The sequence below is a fragment of the Roseobacter sp. AzwK-3b genome (genome assembly GCF_000170875.1).
GTDB classification, from domain to species: Bacteria; Pseudomonadota; Alphaproteobacteria; order Rhodobacterales; family Rhodobacteraceae; genus Roseovarius; species Roseovarius litoreus.
Genome location: NZ_ABCR01000017.1, coordinates 18464 through 34976, shown reverse-complemented (window position 1 = coordinate 34976; position 16513 = coordinate 18464). Strand labels below are relative to the sequence as shown.

The 16513-nt window shown below is 62.5% G+C and carries 17 protein-coding genes; 5 read left to right on the top strand and 12 right to left on the bottom strand.

Translation table 11 applies throughout. The features are described from left to right. Window positions 1-33: 33 nt before the first annotated feature. From RAZWK3B_RS19535 to RAZWK3B_RS19485, 11 genes are all read right to left on the bottom strand, one after another. The gene (locus RAZWK3B_RS19535) at window positions 34-1296 is read right to left on the bottom strand and encodes an NAD(P)/FAD-dependent oxidoreductase (protein WP_007818263.1); all 1263 of its coding nucleotides are present in this window, start codon (window positions 1294-1296) and stop codon (window positions 34-36) included. 37 nt (window positions 1297-1333) lie between these two features. Next, window positions 1334-2038, bottom strand: coding sequence for a c-type cytochrome (locus RAZWK3B_RS19530; RefSeq protein WP_007818261.1), 705 nt, complete (start codon window positions 2036-2038; stop codon window positions 1334-1336). Window positions 2039-2259: 221 nt separating this feature from the next. Beyond that, window positions 2260-3471: a c-type cytochrome gene (locus RAZWK3B_RS19525; RefSeq protein ID WP_007818259.1), complete on the bottom strand. Its 1212-nt coding sequence runs from the start codon at window positions 3469-3471 to the stop codon at window positions 2260-2262. Beyond that, complete coding sequence (soxC, locus tag RAZWK3B_RS19520) at window positions 3455-4738, bottom strand: sulfite dehydrogenase (protein WP_007818257.1); 1284 nt, start codon at window positions 4736-4738, stop codon at window positions 3455-3457. Before soxC ends, RAZWK3B_RS19525 begins: the two co-directional genes overlap by 17 nt. Window positions 4739-4823: 85 nt before the next feature. Beyond that, window positions 4824-6521 carry a thiosulfohydrolase SoxB gene (gene soxB, locus RAZWK3B_RS19515; RefSeq protein ID WP_007818256.1) on the bottom strand — a complete coding sequence of 566 codons (1698 nt, stop codon included), beginning with the start codon at window positions 6519-6521 and terminating at the stop codon, window positions 4824-4826. 138 nt (window positions 6522-6659) lie between these two features. Beyond that, window positions 6660-7514 (bottom strand): sulfur oxidation c-type cytochrome SoxA, encoded by an 855-nt coding sequence (gene soxA, locus RAZWK3B_RS19510; RefSeq protein WP_007818255.1) that lies wholly within the window; start codon window positions 7512-7514, stop codon window positions 6660-6662. A gap of 74 nt (window positions 7515-7588) precedes the next feature. Further along, a complete protein-coding gene (gene soxZ / locus RAZWK3B_RS19505) occupies window positions 7589-7918 on the bottom strand; it encodes a thiosulfate oxidation carrier complex protein SoxZ (protein ID WP_007818254.1) in 330 nt (109 codons plus the stop codon). Window positions 7919-7943: 25 nt separating this feature from the next. Then, complete coding sequence (gene soxY, locus RAZWK3B_RS19500; protein WP_007818253.1) at window positions 7944-8363, bottom strand: thiosulfate oxidation carrier protein SoxY; 420 nt, start codon at window positions 8361-8363, stop codon at window positions 7944-7946. A gap of 25 nt (window positions 8364-8388) precedes the next feature. Then, window positions 8389-8865: a sulfur oxidation c-type cytochrome SoxX gene (gene soxX / locus RAZWK3B_RS19495; RefSeq protein WP_007818252.1), complete on the bottom strand. Its 477-nt coding sequence runs from the start codon at window positions 8863-8865 to the stop codon at window positions 8389-8391. A 136-nt stretch (window positions 8866-9001) separates the two neighbouring features. Then, on the bottom strand, window positions 9002-9583 hold the full coding sequence (locus tag RAZWK3B_RS19490; protein ID WP_007818251.1) for a thioredoxin family protein: 582 nt from the start codon (window positions 9581-9583) through the stop codon (window positions 9002-9004). Between the two features lie 31 nt (window positions 9584-9614). Then, window positions 9615-10352, bottom strand: coding sequence for a cytochrome c biogenesis CcdA family protein (locus tag RAZWK3B_RS19485; protein WP_007818249.1), 738 nt, complete (start codon window positions 10350-10352; stop codon window positions 9615-9617). Window positions 10353-10425: 73 nt separating this feature from the next. Between RAZWK3B_RS19485 and RAZWK3B_RS19480 the strand changes: the two genes are divergently transcribed. Genes RAZWK3B_RS19480 through RAZWK3B_RS19470 form a run of 3 tightly spaced genes read left to right on the top strand, consistent with a single transcriptional unit; the run spans window position 10426 to window position 12307 of the window. Then, complete coding sequence (locus RAZWK3B_RS19480; protein WP_007818247.1) at window positions 10426-10806, top strand: hypothetical protein; 381 nt, start codon at window positions 10426-10428, stop codon at window positions 10804-10806. A gap of 55 nt (window positions 10807-10861) precedes the next feature. Further along, complete coding sequence (locus RAZWK3B_RS19475) at window positions 10862-11215, top strand: ArsR/SmtB family transcription factor (RefSeq protein ID WP_007818245.1); 354 nt, start codon at window positions 10862-10864, stop codon at window positions 11213-11215. 36 nt (window positions 11216-11251) lie between these two features. Next, a complete protein-coding gene (locus tag RAZWK3B_RS19470; RefSeq protein WP_007818243.1) occupies window positions 11252-12307 on the top strand; it encodes a YeeE/YedE family protein in 1056 nt (351 codons plus the stop codon). Between the two features lie 52 nt (window positions 12308-12359). Here RAZWK3B_RS19470 and RAZWK3B_RS19465 read toward each other — a convergent pair whose 3' ends face one another. After that, window positions 12360-13595 (bottom strand): acyl-CoA dehydrogenase family protein, encoded by a 1236-nt coding sequence (locus tag RAZWK3B_RS19465; RefSeq protein WP_037296305.1) that lies wholly within the window; start codon window positions 13593-13595, stop codon window positions 12360-12362. A gap of 136 nt (window positions 13596-13731) precedes the next feature. Here RAZWK3B_RS19465 and RAZWK3B_RS19460 point away from each other — a divergent pair, with 136 nt between their 5' ends. Both RAZWK3B_RS19460 and RAZWK3B_RS19455 read left to right on the top strand, forming a co-directional pair. Then, window positions 13732-14850 carry an acetoin utilization protein AcuC gene (locus tag RAZWK3B_RS19460; RefSeq protein WP_007818239.1) on the top strand — a complete coding sequence of 373 codons (1119 nt, stop codon included), beginning with the start codon at window positions 13732-13734 and terminating at the stop codon, window positions 14848-14850. Between the two features lie 110 nt (window positions 14851-14960). Continuing rightward, window positions 14961-16373, top strand: coding sequence for a pyridoxal phosphate-dependent decarboxylase family protein (locus RAZWK3B_RS19455; RefSeq protein ID WP_007818238.1), 1413 nt, complete (start codon window positions 14961-14963; stop codon window positions 16371-16373). Window positions 16374-16513 lie beyond the last annotated feature (140 nt).

Here is a 16513-nt window from a genome sequence, read left to right as displayed (position 1 = left end):
AGCGGCAGTCTTCAGGTCAAGCGCCCCTTTGGCTCAGCCGAACATGTCTTCGGTGATCCCGGCATACCAGCCGATGCTTTCTTCATAGGTCGCCTTGCGCAGGGCCGCATCCTCGCCCGTGTCGCTGATGAAACCATCGACCTTGGCGATCTTCTCGTCCGTCGCCTCATAAGACGCGCCGACTTTCACGCCGTCATCCGTGTCGATCAGACTCCAGCAGGTGTTGGAGAACTTGGCCGGGAAGACTTTCGAGCCGGTCAATGCCCCGCGCACCGCCATCGCCGCAACCTTGGCCTGGCTATTGGCCGAGTAGCCGGATTTCGGCATGTCGCCCTGATTGGTGGCGTCGCCCAGAACGTGGATATTCTCGTCCATGCGGCTTTGCATCGTGGACGGCACGATTGGCGCCCAATTGCCTTCGGTGATCTGGGCCATGTCACAGATGCGACCGGCTTTCTGGGCCGGGATCACATTGCAGACATCCACCTTTTCCACCGCACCATCGATATCGACGGTCATCTCGTCGGGATTCACGCTGACATTTGCGCCACCGAAATCCGGCCCGATCCAGTCAATCATGCCGCCGTAGTGCTTCTGCCAGCCTTCCTGGAACAGCGCCATCTTCGAGAATTTCTCTTTGGGGTCGACGACAAGGATCTTGGCGGTCGGATTGATCTGCTTGAGCAGATGCGCAACCATGCTGACCCGTTCATACGGTCCCGGCGGGCAGCGGAACGGGTTGGGCGGGGCCACCATGGCAAAAAGCCCGCCTTCTGGCATCGCCTCGATCTGCGCTTTCAGCAATTCGGTCTGGCTGCCAGCCTTGTAGGCATGGGGCATCTTGTTCTGCTGCGCCACGCTCCAGCCCGGCACGGCATCATCTACGAAATCGATGCCCGGGCTCAGGATCAGCCGGTCATAAGGCAGCACGGCGCCGCCTGCCAGCGACACGGTCTTGGCATCGCGGTCGATCCCCACGGCCCAGTCATGCACCACATTGATCCCGTAATCCGTGGCCAGCGTGCCATAGCTGTGGCCGATCGAACTCAGATCCCGGAAACCGCCGATATAGAGGTTCGAGAAAAAGCAGGTGTAATAGGCGCGCGTCGGCTCGACCAGCGTGACGTCGATCGCGCCATCGCTGTCCTTGGCGATATAGCGCGCCGCCGTGGCGCCGCCGGCGCCACCGCCCACCACGACCACGCGTGGCTTGCCCTGCGCGCCCAGCATGGGCGCCGAGAGCAGTGCCGCAGCCGCAGCACCGGTGCCGATAAAGGCCCGTCTGTTGAGTGTCATCTTGATCTCCTCCCTGGTAACGACCGGCTGTTCCGGTCTACTGTATATCCGCGAAATAGGCCGCGAGCGCCGCGATCTCCTCATCGCTCAGGCGCCCCGCCATCATCTGCATCACCGGATGCGGCCTGAGCTTGCGCTTGTAGGCATGCATGGCGACCACGAAATCCTCTTCAGGCCAGTTGGTGATCGAGGGGATGCCATCATCATTGCCATCGGACTGATGGCAGGTCTTGCATTCGCTCGACAGGTATTCGCCGTATTCCGGATCACCCGCCAGCGCCAACACCTCGGGCGGCAACTCGACCTCCGGGGCCAATGCCGTGGGGTCGGCCTCGGGGATGTTCTGCGGGTTGTCGGAATAAAGCCGCAGATAGGCCAGAACATCCGCCCTGTCCTGTGGCTTCTTCATGCCGCGAAAGCTCATTCTGGTGCCGCTGACCAGCGCCTTGGGGTTTTCCAGATAGGCATCCAGCGTGTCCAGATGCCATTCCAGCCCGTCTGCCCCGGCCCGTTGCAGACCATTTGAGTAACGGTACTCCCCCTCGACCCCGCCGGCCTTGCGCCCGAAAATACCGTTGAGATGCGGCCCGATGCCGTTTTCAGCGCCCCGGCCCACCTCGTGACAGCCCGAACACATGCTGAACAAGTCCTTGCCGCGCTCCGCATCGCCGATCTCATCGGCCTGCGCCGCACCGGCGGCGATCATGGCCAAGCCCAGCCACACCACGATCCTCGCGGTCATGCGCGAGTGCTCCTTGTCCCTACATGGTCGCGCGGTGGACAGGACAAGCGGAATGAAGTGATCATCCGGCTTCCACGGATCCGGCGCCGCCACATCATGAACGCGGGGTGCGTTGTCATACTGAGTCCTCCTCCCAAAGGATCACCTGCACTGTAAAACAGCTTGCCCCTCCAAGGCAAAGCAAACAGGGCCGGCGAAACGCCGGCCCTGTCGATTTTATATCATTGCGAGTAGGACTTGAGGTATTCCACCACCGCAGCTATGTCTTCGTCGCTCCGCAGGCCGTTGAAGGACATCTTTGTCCCCTTCACATATCCCCTTGGATCGGCGAGGAATTCCGCCAGCGTTTCAGCGTTCCAGACCATGCCGTCAGCGCCCATGCCCTCCAATGTCTTGGAGTAGCGGAACCCGTCGACCGCACCCATCTGCTGACCCACGATACCGTTCAGATGGGGCCCCACGCGGTTCGTGGCACCGTCTCCGACCTGATGGCAGGCCGCGCATTTCTTGAAGACGTTTTCCCCTTTCTCGACCAGCGCCATGTCCAACGCCGCCTGATCCGCCGCAGGTGCTTCGGCAGCCGGCGTTTCGGTGGATGTGGACGCCACTTGCTCGATCTTTTCATCGGCGGCGGTATCGGCGTTGGTCTCTTTCATCGCCTCTTCGGCCGCAGCCGCGCCATCGTCCTCGGGCGTCACGTCCAGAACCGCAGCGCGCATGGTGATTTCCACGCTCTCCTTGCAGTTTTCCATGCAGGCCGCTTCACTGAAGAGCGGATACTCGGTTTCGGCACGGTCATCGACGATGAACCCGTCGGCATTGGGCATCTCGACCTCGAGGAAGTTGTCGTTCGACAGAACGAAGTCATCATCCACAAGGAAGTTGGAATACAGGATATATGCGGTGATCGCATAGGTCTCATCGACCGTCAGCGTCTGCGCCGCGCCAAACGGCATCGAGCGATGCACGTAATCCCATGCCGTCGACAGGTAAGGCCAGTAGGACCCCACCGTCTTGACCGGATCCTTGTCGGCCAGCGTGCCGTCACCACCCGCAAGCTTGGGCCAGTTGCCCACACCTTCGGCGAAATCCCCGTGGCAGACGGCGCAATAAGCGATGAACGCCTCTTCACCCTCGGCCACCGATCCCGATCCGGGCGGAAGCCCGGTGCCATCGGGGCGCACATCGACGTTCCATGCGGCGATTTCCTCGGGCAGCGCCTCGCGGCCCACACCGATGCGCTTGGCGTCGGCAGCGGCTTCGGCGCGTGCGGCGGCGATGAACATCATGTCAGGAGAGCCCGCATCCGCAGGCATGACCCTTGCGACATCCGGCATCGGTGTGACGTTGCGGTCGGCGAAATTATAAGCCGCCGTCAGCATCGCAGCGGAACTCACCGCCATGACACCGTAAAGCTTAAGAGACTTCGACATTCTCTGCCTCCCCGTTTTCCTTCACCCACCATGTCTGGATGCAGTTGTTGTGATAGATCGAGTTCTCGCCGCGAATTTCGCGCAGCTGGTCCTTGGTGGGCTGGACATACCCGGTCTCGTCATGGGCGCGCGACTGCAACAGCATTTCGCTGCCGTCCCAATCGATCTCAAGATAGAAGCGCGACAGCGCCTTGGTCTGGCCCTCGGCGGCCAGACGCGCCTGCGTCCAGTTCTTGCCGCCATCGGTGGACACATCCACGCGGGTGATCGCACCGTGACCCGACCAAGCGAGGCCGGTGATGACCAGCGGGCCGGGGCCATGGGTGATCGGCGATTGCGGGCTAGGGCTGGTGACCACCGATTTGGCGTCCATCACCCAAGTCCACTTGCGGCTCGTGCCATCGGCCAGCGTGTCGGTATATTTGCTTGTCTCTTCGCGGCTTTCCACGGGGCCATCCATGACCTCGATCCGGCGCAGCCACTTGACCCACATATTGCCTTCCCAGCCCGGCACGACCAGACGCACGGGATAGCCGTGTTCCTTGCGCAGCGCCTCGCCATTGGCCTTGAATGCCACCAGAACATCGTCCAGCGCCTTGTCCATCGGGATCGAGCGACCGTTCGACGATGCGTCCGCACCCTCAACATACACCCACTTGTCCGACAGATCACCGGTGGTTTCCATGCCCGCTTCGGTCAGCAGCGTGCGCAGCGACACCCCGGAATATTCCATGTTGTGGATCATGCCATGGGTGAACTGCGCACCATTAAGCTGCGCGCCGGCCCATTCCATGCCGGTATTGGCGGCACATTCGCAGAAATACACGTGGTTTTCGCGCGGGAAGCGTTCCAGATCGGCATAGGTGAAGATCATCGGCTTATCGACAAGCCCGTTGATCATCAGCCGGTAATCTTCCTTCTTCAGCTCGATCGCGCCCGAATGGTGCCGCTCGAAGGCGCAGCCCTGCGGGGTGATCGTGCCATCCAGCGCATGGATCGGCGTGAAGTTGATCGAGCTGATCGTGTCCGCCGTCAGCCATTCCACGTTGCGGCGCACCACATCGCTCTCGAATTGGATCGGCAGGCCGTAAGGCGTGGCGTCGACGCCCTCACCCAAGCCGCTGGCCCATTCCTGAACTTCGGTAATCAGCGGGTCCGGCTCGGCGGCGCGGGCCATGCCGGCCCCGGCGACCGCACTTCCGGCGGCAACCGCGCCCTTCAGGAACGCGCGGCGCGAGGCGCCCTTCTTGTCGTTGTCGGCTGTCATCTGTCCTAAGCCTCCTCTTCCAACATCATATTCATCTACGTGAATGTGATGAATACAGGATATCTGTCAAAAGGTCGCGGCGCGCTCAGACGCCGCTCACCTTCACGCTCGTGTTGGGCTCCAGCGACACGGTGCCCTTCTTGCGGATATGGCTTTCAACCACATCCCAGATCTGCGGGCCTTCGGTGGCCTCGTTCACGCTGGCCCATCCGGCGACCACATAGCTGCGCGCGGGATCAATCGGCTCTCCGGTGCTCAGCAGGGTCATGTCGGAAATCCGCTCACCTTGCGGTTTGGACACGTCGATCGAATAGCCCATGCCGCCGATCCGAACCATGTCGCCGCCCTGCTGGTAATACGGGTCCGGGTTGAAGATGTTGTCGCCCACATCTTCCAGGATCACCTTGATGAATTCGCCCGTCATCTCGCTGCGATAGGCTTTGCCATAAGTCATCGAGGTGACGTTCCAGATATCTTCCCGGGTGATATTGTCGCCGGGGATCAGGCTCGGGCCCCACCGCACGCCGGGGCTCATGGCGATCTCGGCATCGCGCTCGCTGAGCAGCGCCTCGCAGATCAGATCATCCCACGAGCCGTTGAAATTGCCACGACGATAGAGCAGCGTATCGGTCTGGCCGATCACCTCGTCTAGATCGGCCTGATAGGGCGCGCGCTGTTCGTCGATCAAGGCGGCCATTTCGGCATCCGGCTCGATCACGTCGCTGAAGATCGGGATCAGCTTGTGGCGGAAGCCCATCATCTGCCCGTCGCGCACATCCAGATCCACGCGGCTGACGAATTTGCCATTCGATCCCGATGCGATGATGATCGTGTCGCCCACCAGAACCGGCTCGGGCAACGCGTCATGCGTATGACCCGACAGGATCACGTCAATCCCGCTGACGACGCCGGCCATCTTCTTGTCCACGTCAAAACCGTTATGGCTCAGGCAGACAACCAGTTCGGCACCCTCTGCGCGGACCTCGTCGACCATCTGCTGCATGTGCTCGTCGCGGATACCAAAGCTGTAATCCGGGAACATCCAGCCCGGATTGGCAATCGGCATATAGGGGAAGGCCTGACCGATCACCGCGATCTTCACGCCGCCACGTTCGTAGAATTCATAGGGTTTGAACTCCTGCGCGGGCTCGTCCCATGTGGCGTCGAAAATATTCTGGCCAAGCGCATCGAAGGGCAGCCCCTCGACCAACTCGCGCACCCGGTCCTGACCAAGTGTGAATTCCCAATGGAAGGTCATCGCGTCAGGCTTGAGCGCGTTCATCACATTGACCATGTCCTGCCCGTTGGTGTGATAGCAGGTATACGAGCCATGCCACGTATCGCCACCATCCAGAAGCAGCGCATCGGGGCGCGCAGCGCGGATCGCCTTGACCACCGTGGCCACCCGATCAAGCCCACCGACCCGGCCGTATTCCTTGGCCAGCGCAGAGAAATCATTATAGGTCAACGCGTAATGGCTGGGGCTGCCATCATCGATCCCATAGAGCTTGCGGAACTCGGCGCCGGTCACATGCGGCACCTCGCCCTTGTTCGGCCCTACCCCGATATTGATCTCCGGCTCGCGGAAATAGATCGGCTTCAGCTGTGCGTGAATGTCGGTGACATGGATCAGGCTGACATTGCCGAACGTGTCGAATTCCAGAAGCTGATCCTGTGTAAGCGCCTGTTGCGCAGCAAGCTTCGCCCAGTTGCCGAACCCGCTTGCACCATAAAGCGCCGAGGCCGCCATGCTGACCTGAAGAAAATCGCGACGAGAGATCATTTGCGTCTCCGAGTGGTTGTAGTTCTACTGTTCCGCTCCGGCGATCCGGCAGCGGCTCTGGCCGAAACGCCAGGAATTTCAATGTCATGCAGGCAGCTTTTTGACCGGGGCGATCACGCCGCCCCGGCCCGGATCACATCAGTTGCGGACCGAGGGTCCCTCGACCGACAGGCCGTTGCCGCGGCTGGCCACATACAGTTCCAGTGCGACGAATTCCTCGCTGCCTGGGTTGAACGTATGCGCGCGCGTATCGCGGATGCAGCCCTTGAAACGGCCATGCACGGTATTCAGCTTGGCGTTTTTCAGACGATAGGTCGGAAACCCGTTGATCTGCCCTTGGCTCAGGTGGTCGGCGCGGATCATGTTGCCGTAGTTGTCTTCGTGGCAATTGGCGCAGCTGAGTTCCAGCTGTCCATAACGGGTATAGTACATTTCCTTACCCTTGGCCCAAGCGTCGGCCGCCGGACCGTCAATCGCCACATTGACGGGCATGCCGCGCGACTGAAGTGTGATCAGCGCTTCCATGTTCACCATGGGACCACTGTCATACTTGTAGGGCTCGGCGCCCATATTGGCCTCGCGGCAATCGTTGATCTGCATGGCGAGGGTCTGCACTTCGCCGGCCTTCTCGTCCCACTTGGGATAAACGGCCCGCACACCCTTCAGGCTCGACGGATCTTCGTGGCACGTGGCGCAGGAATTGCCCTCGGTGCCTTCGACGGTGTTCCACTGCTCCAACCCGGCATCGACGAAGATCATGCCCGGATTGTCGAAATCGTCCATTTCCAGGGCTTGGGTTTCGTCCGAACGGAAATGCCAGCCAGACATGATCTGGTCCATATTGGCATCTTCCATATGCGCGGGCAGCGGTGCCTTGGTCACAAGCTCGGTTTCACCATTGATGATCAGCGTGTCATCATCCGGATCCGCGAGGCTGACGCCCGGCAGGGTCAGCATCAGAGCCGCCACTGCTGTCATTGACTTGAAATTCATGCGTTTCCTCCCTTGAGCGGCCCTGCCAGCCCCATATCGGGACATGGCAGGACGCCCATCATTTTCTTGGTCAATCAGGCGACGGAAACCGCCTGCTTGTCTTCATAGACCGAGCCGTCATCGTCATACCAAGTGAAGACGAATTCACCGGCTTGCGGGACGGTGGCCTCGAACTCGAAATAGGGGTTGGTCGAGATCGCCGGCTCCATCGTGACGTCGACCACCATCTCACCGCCGAATTCGCAGGTGAAACGATTGATGATCGAGCGCGGAATGGGGTTGCCGTCGCTGTCCTTGCGCTGGCCCGATTCCATCTTGTGGCTGATCAGGGTCTTGAGAACCACAACCTCACCAGCCGACGCCGATTTCGGAGCCTTCACGCGGGGGCGTACACCTTCTGCCATCTGTCTGTCTCCTTCTCGAGTTCGCTCAGCCGCCGCAGCCGCCGATGGTGACTTTCACGTTCTTCTGCGACTTGGCAAAGCTGCCATCAGCCATCTTCGCCACGGCGATCACGTCCTGCGTGCCGGCCAGACGAATGCGCGTCTTGGCCGTCTGCGATCCGGCCAGAGGGCCGAAATTGAACGTCGCCACGCCGGGCGTGGGGTTGCCCGCTGCCAGGACCATGATCGCCGTAGCACCTTCGGCGCTGACTTCGATCGGCACGGTGTTGCCGTTTTCCGCAATCTCGGGCGCATCCAGTGTGACGCCGGAATCGCCAACGGCCGCGCCGCCGGTGAATGCATTGATTGCGTCATCCACGGCCGAGGCCATGGCCTGCATCGGAAGGGCGACGGCAACCGCCGTTGCGCCACCGATGACCAGGGTTTCGCGTCGTGTGAAATCCATATTCATCTCCTTGGATAAAAGGTCACTAGTCCTTGAGGGTCACAAGGAACGCGACCACATCTTCGATCTGCTGGGCCGTCAGCAACGGATCCAGCGCGCCTTCCGCCGCTTTGCCCGTGTAGGCGTTGCCCACACGAATGAAATCATCAACCCGGTAGTAGGACGGCATCATCGTGCCGGGATAGGTCTTCTTGGCGTCGCTCACGATGCCGCGCAGTTCGGCCTCGTTCCAGCGGTCGCCGACACCATCGAGCATCGGACCGATATTGCCCTGGAAGGGGACATCCGGCAGCGCCGACACCTGATGGCAGGCCACGCAGTTGCCAAGCGAACGCTTGCTCAGCACCTCGGCGCCCTTGGCAGGGTCGCCCGTCTGACCTGTCAGCGATTCTGCCACCGCTCCGTAGTCGTCGAACTGGACATCACTCGGTGCAACCGGTTCAGCCAGCGCCGACCCCGCGGCCAATACGCTCAGGGTCAAAAGTGTAGTTGAAAGCTTCATGTCTCCTCCCATGGCTATCATATTCTTCGGTTGGATAGCTCGGTATACAATAGGCCACCACCCGCCCATCACGCAACAACAAATTCACAATTGTGAATTTTTAGCCTCCAAGCCATGCCCGCGCCAACCATTGCGCTCAGTTCTGCCCCGAGGCCCGTTCCTGAATGCGGCGGGCGTGGTAACGCTGAAAATCTTCTTCGTTTTCGAACGCATAGCGCTTTTCGTTGACCCAGGTGTACATATCGAGCGTGGTGCCCTTCTGGAACGCTCCCGGCATGATCGCCACCGCCGCATCCTTGGCCGAAGCCCCCTCGGGCACCTCTTCGGGCAGGAAAATCACGGTCGGCGTGAACAGGATCCCCCATTTGCGAAGCATGTCTTTTTCCGACAGCGATTCTCCGTCGAAATCGGTCACTTCGCGGTCACCATGCAGATTGAGCTGCACCACCACGTAATTCTCTGAAACGTAGTCCGAGATTTCAGGACCCGGATACACCTCCTCGTGCATCTTCTTGCAATAGATGCAGCCCCGCTGCTCGATCATCACCGCCATGCGCTTGCCCTCGGCGGTTACCTCCTCCAGATCGTCCCGCAAATAGAGGAAGGTATCGCGCATCCACGCGGCCTTGTGCAGCCCGTCATCGCCCACTTCGGCAGCCGATGCCGGCGCTGCCAGACCGCTCAGCGCCAAGACCAGCGCCAGTGCGTAGTGTTTCATTCCGTCCTCCCTTGGTTGCGTATCGGTCCCGTCAGCCCAGTGACTGAAAACTCGGGAACCACTCGATCATGAAATTTGCAATGATGTTCACGGCGTTGGTGGCGATCAGGATCGCGAACACGATCAGCATGGCGCCCATCACCTTTTCCACATAGGCCATGTATTTCCGCTTGCTCTGGATCCAGGCCAGAAACGGCCGCGCGAAAAACGCCGCGACCACGAAAGGCGCGGTCATCGCCAGCCCGTAGACCATCAGAAGCGCCGCCCCTTCCGTCAGGCTTCCCATACCGCTCGCCACCATCAGGATCGCAGCCAGCGCCGGCCCCACGCAGGGTGTCCAGCCGAACCCGAAGGCCAGCCCCATGACATAGGCACCGATCACCGTCGTCGGCTCGGCGCTGCTTTCCATGCGCGCTTCGCGATACAAGAGCGGTATCCGCACCACCCCCAGAAAATGCAGCCCGAAGAGCGCCAGAATCCCCGCCGCTACATAGCTCAGCGGATCACGCCACTGCGCAAAAGCCTGCCCGAGCGCCGTGGCCCCCATTCCCAGCAGTACGAAAATCGTCGTCACGCCCAGTGCGAACATCACCGCCGAGATCACCAGCCGTTTCTGCGCACCCGGAGCAATCGCGCCATCGCCGCGCAATTCGGTCATCGACAGCCCCGCCATGTAGCACAGGTAAAACGGCACCATCGGCAGGATACATGGCGTGAAGAAAGACAAAAGCCCCGCAAGTGCTGCGCCTGCATAGGAAATATCAAGCATCCGCGAAGCCTCTTGTTGAAATGACATATTCAAATTAAGTTGTATATGCATACAACGTCAATCGGTGTTCACAATGATCGCTCGCCTCTTAGCCTATATTCTTGCCTGCCTATGGCTTGTGCAGGCAGCCGCAGCGCAGACGATCGAGCTGGTGATGGTGGAGCAAGCCGGGTGCTATCATTGCACCGAATGGAAAAAGACCATCGGTCCGATCTATCCCAAAACACCCGAAGGCGCCTATGCGCCGCTGCGTATGGTGTCACGCGCCGACGCGCCGCCCCCGGACGTGACATTCGCCCGCCCCGTCAACTTCACCCCGACATTCATTCTTGTCGAAAACGGGCAGGAACTGGCCCGCATCGAAGGCCATCCCGGAGAGGATTTCTTCTGGGGCCTGCTCGACATGATGCTGCGTCAAAATACCGATTTTGCAGACCCGGTGAAAACGAACTAAATAACGCCGAGCGCGCAGGGCTGGTTGCCCGTTAAAGAGAATGGAACTCCGAACGATGGCTCTTCCGGTGTTTGACAACTCCCTCAGCGAAGCTGAAATGGATCGCATGGTCGAGAATGCGACCAACGCCTCCAACTTCCTCAAAGCAATCAGTCACGAAGGCCGGCTCATGATCCTGTGCCATCTGGTGACAGGCGAAAAATCGGTGACCGAACTCGAAGACCTGCTGTCGGCGCGTCAGGCCGCCGTATCGCAGCAGCTGTCCCGCCTGCGCCTCGAAGGGCTGGTGGTGCCTCGGCGCGACGGCAAGGCGATCTATTACCGTCTCGCCGACGAGCGTCCTCGCCGTGTACTTGAACTCGTCTATGAGTTATTCTGTGCTCAGGATGCGGGGTCCGCGCGGCCTTGACGGGAAGGCACGCTTCCGCATCGGGAGGAACGCGCCATGTATCAATTTCTAGGTGACAACACGCTTGTGGCCCTGTTCGGGCTTGCCTCGGGTATCCTGCTCGGCCTTGCCGCGCGACTCGGGCGGTTCTGCACGATGGGAGCGATCGAGGACATGCTATATGGCGGCTCATCGCTGCGCATGAGGATGTGGATCCTTGCCATAGGTGTCGCGGTCATGGGCACCTTCGCGCTTTCGGGCGCGGGAATGATGGAGACCGAACGCTCGTTCTATCTCTCGATCCAGTGGATGCCGCTCGCCTCGATCCTCGGCGGGCTGATGTTCGGCTACGGCATGGCTCTGGCTGGCAATTGCGGCTATGGCTGCATCGCCCGGCTTGGCGGTGGCGATTTCCGGGCCTTCGTGATCGTCGTGGTGATGGGCATATCGGCCTATGTGGTGCTGCATGGGCCGCTGGCCTATCTGCGCAACTGGGCCTTCATGCAACAGGATGTAACCGGGCTGCCTCCCGGGCTGGTGCATCTGCTCTCCTCTCAGACGGGCCTGCCGCTCGCACCGCTCGGCATCGCCATCGGTGCGCTCATCACGCTTGGCGCCCTGTCGTCCCGAGACCTCATCAGCGCGCCGAAATCGATCTTCTGGGCCTGTATCGTGGGGCTGGCGATCACCGGCGGATGGGCTGGCAGCTATTGGGTGGCGACCACCGGCTTCACGGCCATGCCCGTTGTCTCGCACAGCTTCTCGGCCCCCGTGGGTGAAACGCTGCTCTACTTCATGACCGCTTCGGCCCGGGCGCCGTCCTTTGCCGTAGGCTCTGTGGCGGGCGTGGCCACGGGCGCCTTCATCGGCTCGCTCATCAAGGGCCATTTCCGGTGGGAGGCCTGCGAGGACCCGCGCGAATTGCGCCGCCAGATGACCGGGGCCGCGATCATGGGCGCGGGCGCGGTGCTGGCCATGGGCTGCACCGTGGGTCAGGGCCTGTCGGCGTTTTCCGTTCTGGCCTACTCGGCGCCGGTCACGTTCCTTGCGATCGTCGCAGGCGCGGCCCTTGGCCTGCGCCAACTGATCGAAGGCTTCCAGCCCGCCGAATGACACGCCGCCCAGCGCGTCAGCCCGTCAAGGGCTGACAAGCGCCCCCAACGGCTCAGACCTTTTCCTGCGTGTAGGCGCGCAGTTCGGCCCTTGCCACCTGTCGCCGATGCACCGCATCCGGGCCATCCGCCAGACGCAGGGTGCGCAGATGCGTCCACATCGTGGACAGCGGCACATCCTGACTGATGCCTTGTGCGCCGAACATCTGCACCGCCTCGTCCACCACCTTGAGCGCCATGCGCGGGGCGACAACCTTGATCTGGTGGATCCAGGGCGCCGCCGCCCGCGCATCGCCCTGATCCATCATCCACGCCGCCTTTAGGCACAGCAACCGCGCCTGTTCGATCTCCATACGGCACTCCGCGATGATGTCGTAATTCGCCCCAAGCTGCGCCAGCGGCTTGCCGAAGGCCTCGCGCGCCAGCGACCGGCGGCACATCAATTCAAGTGCCGCCTCCGCCTGCCCGATCGCGCGCATGCAATGATGGATGCGCCCCGGCCCAAGCCGCCCCTGCGCGATCTCGAAGCCGCGCCCCTCACCCAGCAACAGGTTCTCCGCCGGCACGCGGACATTCGTGAAGCGGAAATGCATATGCCCGTGCGGCGCGTCGTCATGGCCATAAACCTGCATCGGGCGCAGCTTTTCGATACCGGGGCTGTCGGCGGGCACCACGATCATCGAATGGCGCTGATGCCTCGGCGCGCTGTCATCGCCGCTGCGCACCATGACGATGTAGACCGCACAGCGCGGATCACCCGCCCCCGTCGCCCACCATTTCTCGCCATTGAGGACATAGCCATCGCCGTCCCGCACACAGGACATCGCGATATTGGTGGCATCCGAACTGGCGACATCCGGCTCGGTCATGAGGTAAGCCGACCGGATCTCCCCCTCCAGCAGCGGCGCCAGCCAGCGCGCCTTCATCTCGTCGGTGCCATAGCGCTCGAACACCTCCATATTGCCGGTATCGGGTGCGTTGCAGTTGAACACCTCCGCCCCCATCGGCGTGCGGCCCATCTCTTCGGCGAAATAGGCATACTCCACCGTGCTCAGCCCATGGCCCTTGTCGCTGCCCGTCAGCCAGAAGTTCCACAGCCCGCGCGCCTTGGCCTTGGCCTTCAACCCTTCGAGGATCTCCGCCTGCCGCGCGGTATACTGCCAGCGATCCCCCTTGCCGATCTCGGCGGCGTACTCCGCCTCCAGCGGCATGATCTCGTCGCGCACCATGGCGCGCACCCGACCCAGCAGCGCGCGGGTCTCGTCCCGCATCCCGAGGTTCATCTCCATGCCATGCATCCTCCCGCATATGCGGCGCAGCGCGCCGCGTTCTGCCAAGGGATAGCCGCCCATTGCGCCAAGCGCCAGCCCTGCCCCCGGTTGCGCCCCTCTTCCCTGCGCGCCCCTGCGCGCTAGACTGAGCGCCATGACCGCACCCCTTTTCATCGGCTCCGAAATCTATCGCGGCTCCAGCTATGGGGCACGCCATCCACTGTCGATCCCCCGAGTGCCCACCGTGATCGACCTCAGCCGCGCGATGGGCTGGCTGCCGCCAGCGCAATACCGCACCAGTCCCCGCGCGCGCCCCGCCGCCCTGACCGCGTTTCACACTCCCGCCTATGTCGCGGCCCTGCAAGAGGCCGAGACCACAGGTCATGTCAGCCCCGCGATACGCGCGCGCCACGGACTTGGCACGCTGTCCAACCCGATCTTTCCCGAGATGTTCCGCCGCGCCGCCACCGCCGCAGGCGGCTCGCTTCTGGCGACCGAGCTTCTGGCCAATGGCGGCGCGGTCTATAATCCCGGCGGCGGCACCCATCACGGGATGGCCGACCGGGCCTCTGGCTTTTGCTATCTCAACGATCCCGTTCTGGCGCTCAAGGCGCTCTTTGCCCAAGGTCTGACCCGCATCGCCTATGTCGATATCGACGCGCATCACTCCGACGGGGTCGAAGCAGCCATGGCCGGCACACCGGGGCTTTTGATGATCTCCACCCATGAGGAAAACCGCTGGCCCTTCACCGGCGCGCTGCACGACACGGCCCAAGGCACCGCGTTCAACCTGCCCTTGCCCCGCGGCAGCCATGACGACGACGCCGCCTTCGCCCTGCACGAGCTGATCCTGCCCGCGCTGTCGGCCCATCGCCCTCAGGCCATTGTCCTGCAATGCGGCGCCGATGCGGTGCTCGAGGATCCTCTCTCGCGGCTGGCATGGTCCAACAACGCCCATTTCGACGCCTTGCGCCACATCGCCCCGCTCAGCCCCCGGCTTCTGCTGCTCGGCGGCGGCGGCTATAACCCATGGAGCGTCGGACGCCTCTGGACCGGCCTCTGGGCCACGCTCAACGGCCATACGATCCCCGAGCATCTGCCCGATCCGGCGCGCGATGTGCTGTCTGCCCTCAGCTGGTCGCGCAAGGGCAGCACCCCGCGCCCGGAACATTGGGCCACGACCATCCGTGACACACCCCGCCCCGGCCCCGTGCATGATGCCGTCCGCACCGGCGTGCAGACATTGCGGGCGCGTCTGGCGGCGCATGTCTGACGCGCCCGTCTGACGCCCCCACCTGACGCACGGGCCTGCCCCCTTGCAATCCCCCCCAATCCGGGCGACCTCTAGGGTCCAGACCGCTTTGCCACAAAACGGACCCCGCCATGTCCTCCAGCACACCGCCCTCCAACGATCCTTTCGCCATTCCCGCCGACACGCTCGGGATGGATTCCGCCACGATGCGCCGTCTGGGTCACAAGGTGGTGGACATGGTCGTCGACCGGCTGGAGCGCCGCAACACCGAGGCGGTGATCACCACCGGCAAGGCCGACGATCTGACGGCCCGCCTCGGCGGGCCGCTGCCCGATGCGCCATCGGACCCCGACGCGGCTCTGGATTTGCTGGCCGAGGTGGCGCTGACCAACATGCAGCATGGCGATCACCCGCGCTATTTCGCCCGCGTCCCCGGCCCTGCGGCCTTCGCCGCCACGCTTGGCGACTGGCTCGGCACCGGCTTCAACACGATCTGCGCCAGCTGGGGCGGCGGCTCGGGTCCGGCGGTGGTGGAAACCACCGTCTGCGCTTGGGTGGCCGAGATGCTGGGCCTGCCCGCCCGCACCGAAGGCGTGCTGTTGTCGGGCGGCTCGATGGCCAATTTCACCGGCTTCTGCGTCGCCCGCTTCGAAATCGGCGCAGGCGTGGCCTATCTCACCGATCAGACCCACGCCTCGCTGCCGCGCAATCTGCTCCAGATGGGCCTTGTCCCCGAGCAGATCCGCATCCTGCCCTCGGATGATGCCCTGCGCATGAGCGCCGATACGCTTGCCCACGCCATCGCCGAGGACAAAGCCGCTGGCCGTCGCCCGATGATGGTGGTCGCCACCGCCGGCAGCACCAATACCGGCGCGACCGATCCGCTGGAGGCCATCGCCGATATCTGCGCCGCCCACGACATCTGGATGCATGTCGACGGCGCTTACGGCGCGCCCGCCGCGATCACGGACCGGGGCCGCGCCACGCTTGCCGGGCTCGAGCGCGCGGATTCGGTCGTGCTCGACCCGCATAAATGGTTCTTCCAGCCTTATGATCTGGGTCTGTGCCTTGTCACCCGCCCCGGCGCCCTTGAGCGGTGCTTTTCCATGAACCCCGAATATCTGCGCGACGTGCAAGCCACCTCGGGCGAGGTGAATTACGGCAATCGCAGCCTCGAACTCAGCCGCCGGTCGCGTGCGCTCAAACTGTGGATGTCGCTGCGCACCCACGGTGCGCAGGCGTTCCGCGACGCGGTCCTGCGCGGCATCGAGCTGGCCGAATTCACCGAAGACCACCTGCGCCACAACCCCTCCCGGTGGGAGATCATCACCCCCGCACAGCTTGGCATTGTCTGCTTCGCCCATCGCGGCTCGGACGCGGCCGACCATGCCGCGCGCGCCGCACGCGTCTCGGCCTCGGGTTTTGCCACGCTGTCCTCGACGATGCTCAAGGACCGCTCGGCGCTCCGGCTGTGCACGATCAATCCCTTGACCACCGAAGACGACATCACCCGCACGCTCGAGATGCTGGCCGCGCCGAACTGAGGCCGTCAGCCCCGATATGTCGTTTCGAAAAACAGGCCAATAAAGCCCAAAAATCCGGACTGTTTCCTGAAATCGGGTTAACTAATCAAACTCCCGCACAGGTCTTGCCGCGACCGCGTCCAACGGCCTGCCCCTTCTGG

Coding starts and splice junctions, on each gene's coding strand:
- soxC (WP_007818257.1), bottom strand. CDS start 4,738: ATGACAGCCGACAACGACAAGAAGGGCGCCTCGCGCCGCGCGTTCCTG.
- RAZWK3B_RS19470 (WP_007818243.1), top strand. CDS start 11,252: ATGTATCAATTTCTAGGTGACAACACGCTTGTGGCCCTGTTCGGGCTT.
- RAZWK3B_RS19460 (WP_007818239.1), top strand. CDS start 13,732: ATGACCGCACCCCTTTTCATCGGCTCCGAAATCTATCGCGGCTCCAGC.
- RAZWK3B_RS19465 (WP_037296305.1), bottom strand. CDS start 13,595: ATGGAGATGAACCTCGGGATGCGGGACGAGACCCGCGCGCTGCTGGGT.
- soxY (WP_007818253.1), bottom strand. CDS start 8,363: ATGGATTTCACACGACGCGAAACCCTGGTCATCGGTGGCGCAACGGCG.
- soxX (WP_007818252.1), bottom strand. CDS start 8,865: ATGAAGCTTTCAACTACACTTTTGACCCTGAGCGTATTGGCCGCGGGG.
- soxB (WP_007818256.1), bottom strand. CDS start 6,521: ATGATCTCTCGTCGCGATTTTCTTCAGGTCAGCATGGCGGCCTCGGCG.
- soxA (WP_007818255.1), bottom strand. CDS start 7,514: ATGAATTTCAAGTCAATGACAGCAGTGGCGGCTCTGATGCTGACCCTG.
- RAZWK3B_RS19455 (WP_007818238.1), top strand. CDS start 14,961: ATGTCCTCCAGCACACCGCCCTCCAACGATCCTTTCGCCATTCCCGCC.
- soxZ (WP_007818254.1), bottom strand. CDS start 7,918: ATGGCAGAAGGTGTACGCCCCCGCGTGAAGGCTCCGAAATCGGCGTCG.
- RAZWK3B_RS19535 (WP_007818263.1), bottom strand. CDS start 1,296: ATGACACTCAACAGACGGGCCTTTATCGGCACCGGTGCTGCGGCTGCG.
- RAZWK3B_RS19530 (WP_007818261.1), bottom strand. CDS start 2,038: ATGACCGCGAGGATCGTGGTGTGGCTGGGCTTGGCCATGATCGCCGCC.
- RAZWK3B_RS19490 (WP_007818251.1), bottom strand. CDS start 9,583: ATGAAACACTACGCACTGGCGCTGGTCTTGGCGCTGAGCGGTCTGGCA.
- RAZWK3B_RS19480 (WP_007818247.1), top strand. CDS start 10,426: ATGATCGCTCGCCTCTTAGCCTATATTCTTGCCTGCCTATGGCTTGTG.
- RAZWK3B_RS19485 (WP_007818249.1), bottom strand. CDS start 10,352: ATGCTTGATATTTCCTATGCAGGCGCAGCACTTGCGGGGCTTTTGTCT.
- RAZWK3B_RS19475 (WP_007818245.1), top strand. CDS start 10,862: ATGGCTCTTCCGGTGTTTGACAACTCCCTCAGCGAAGCTGAAATGGAT.
- RAZWK3B_RS19525 (WP_007818259.1), bottom strand. CDS start 3,471: ATGTCGAAGTCTCTTAAGCTTTACGGTGTCATGGCGGTGAGTTCCGCT.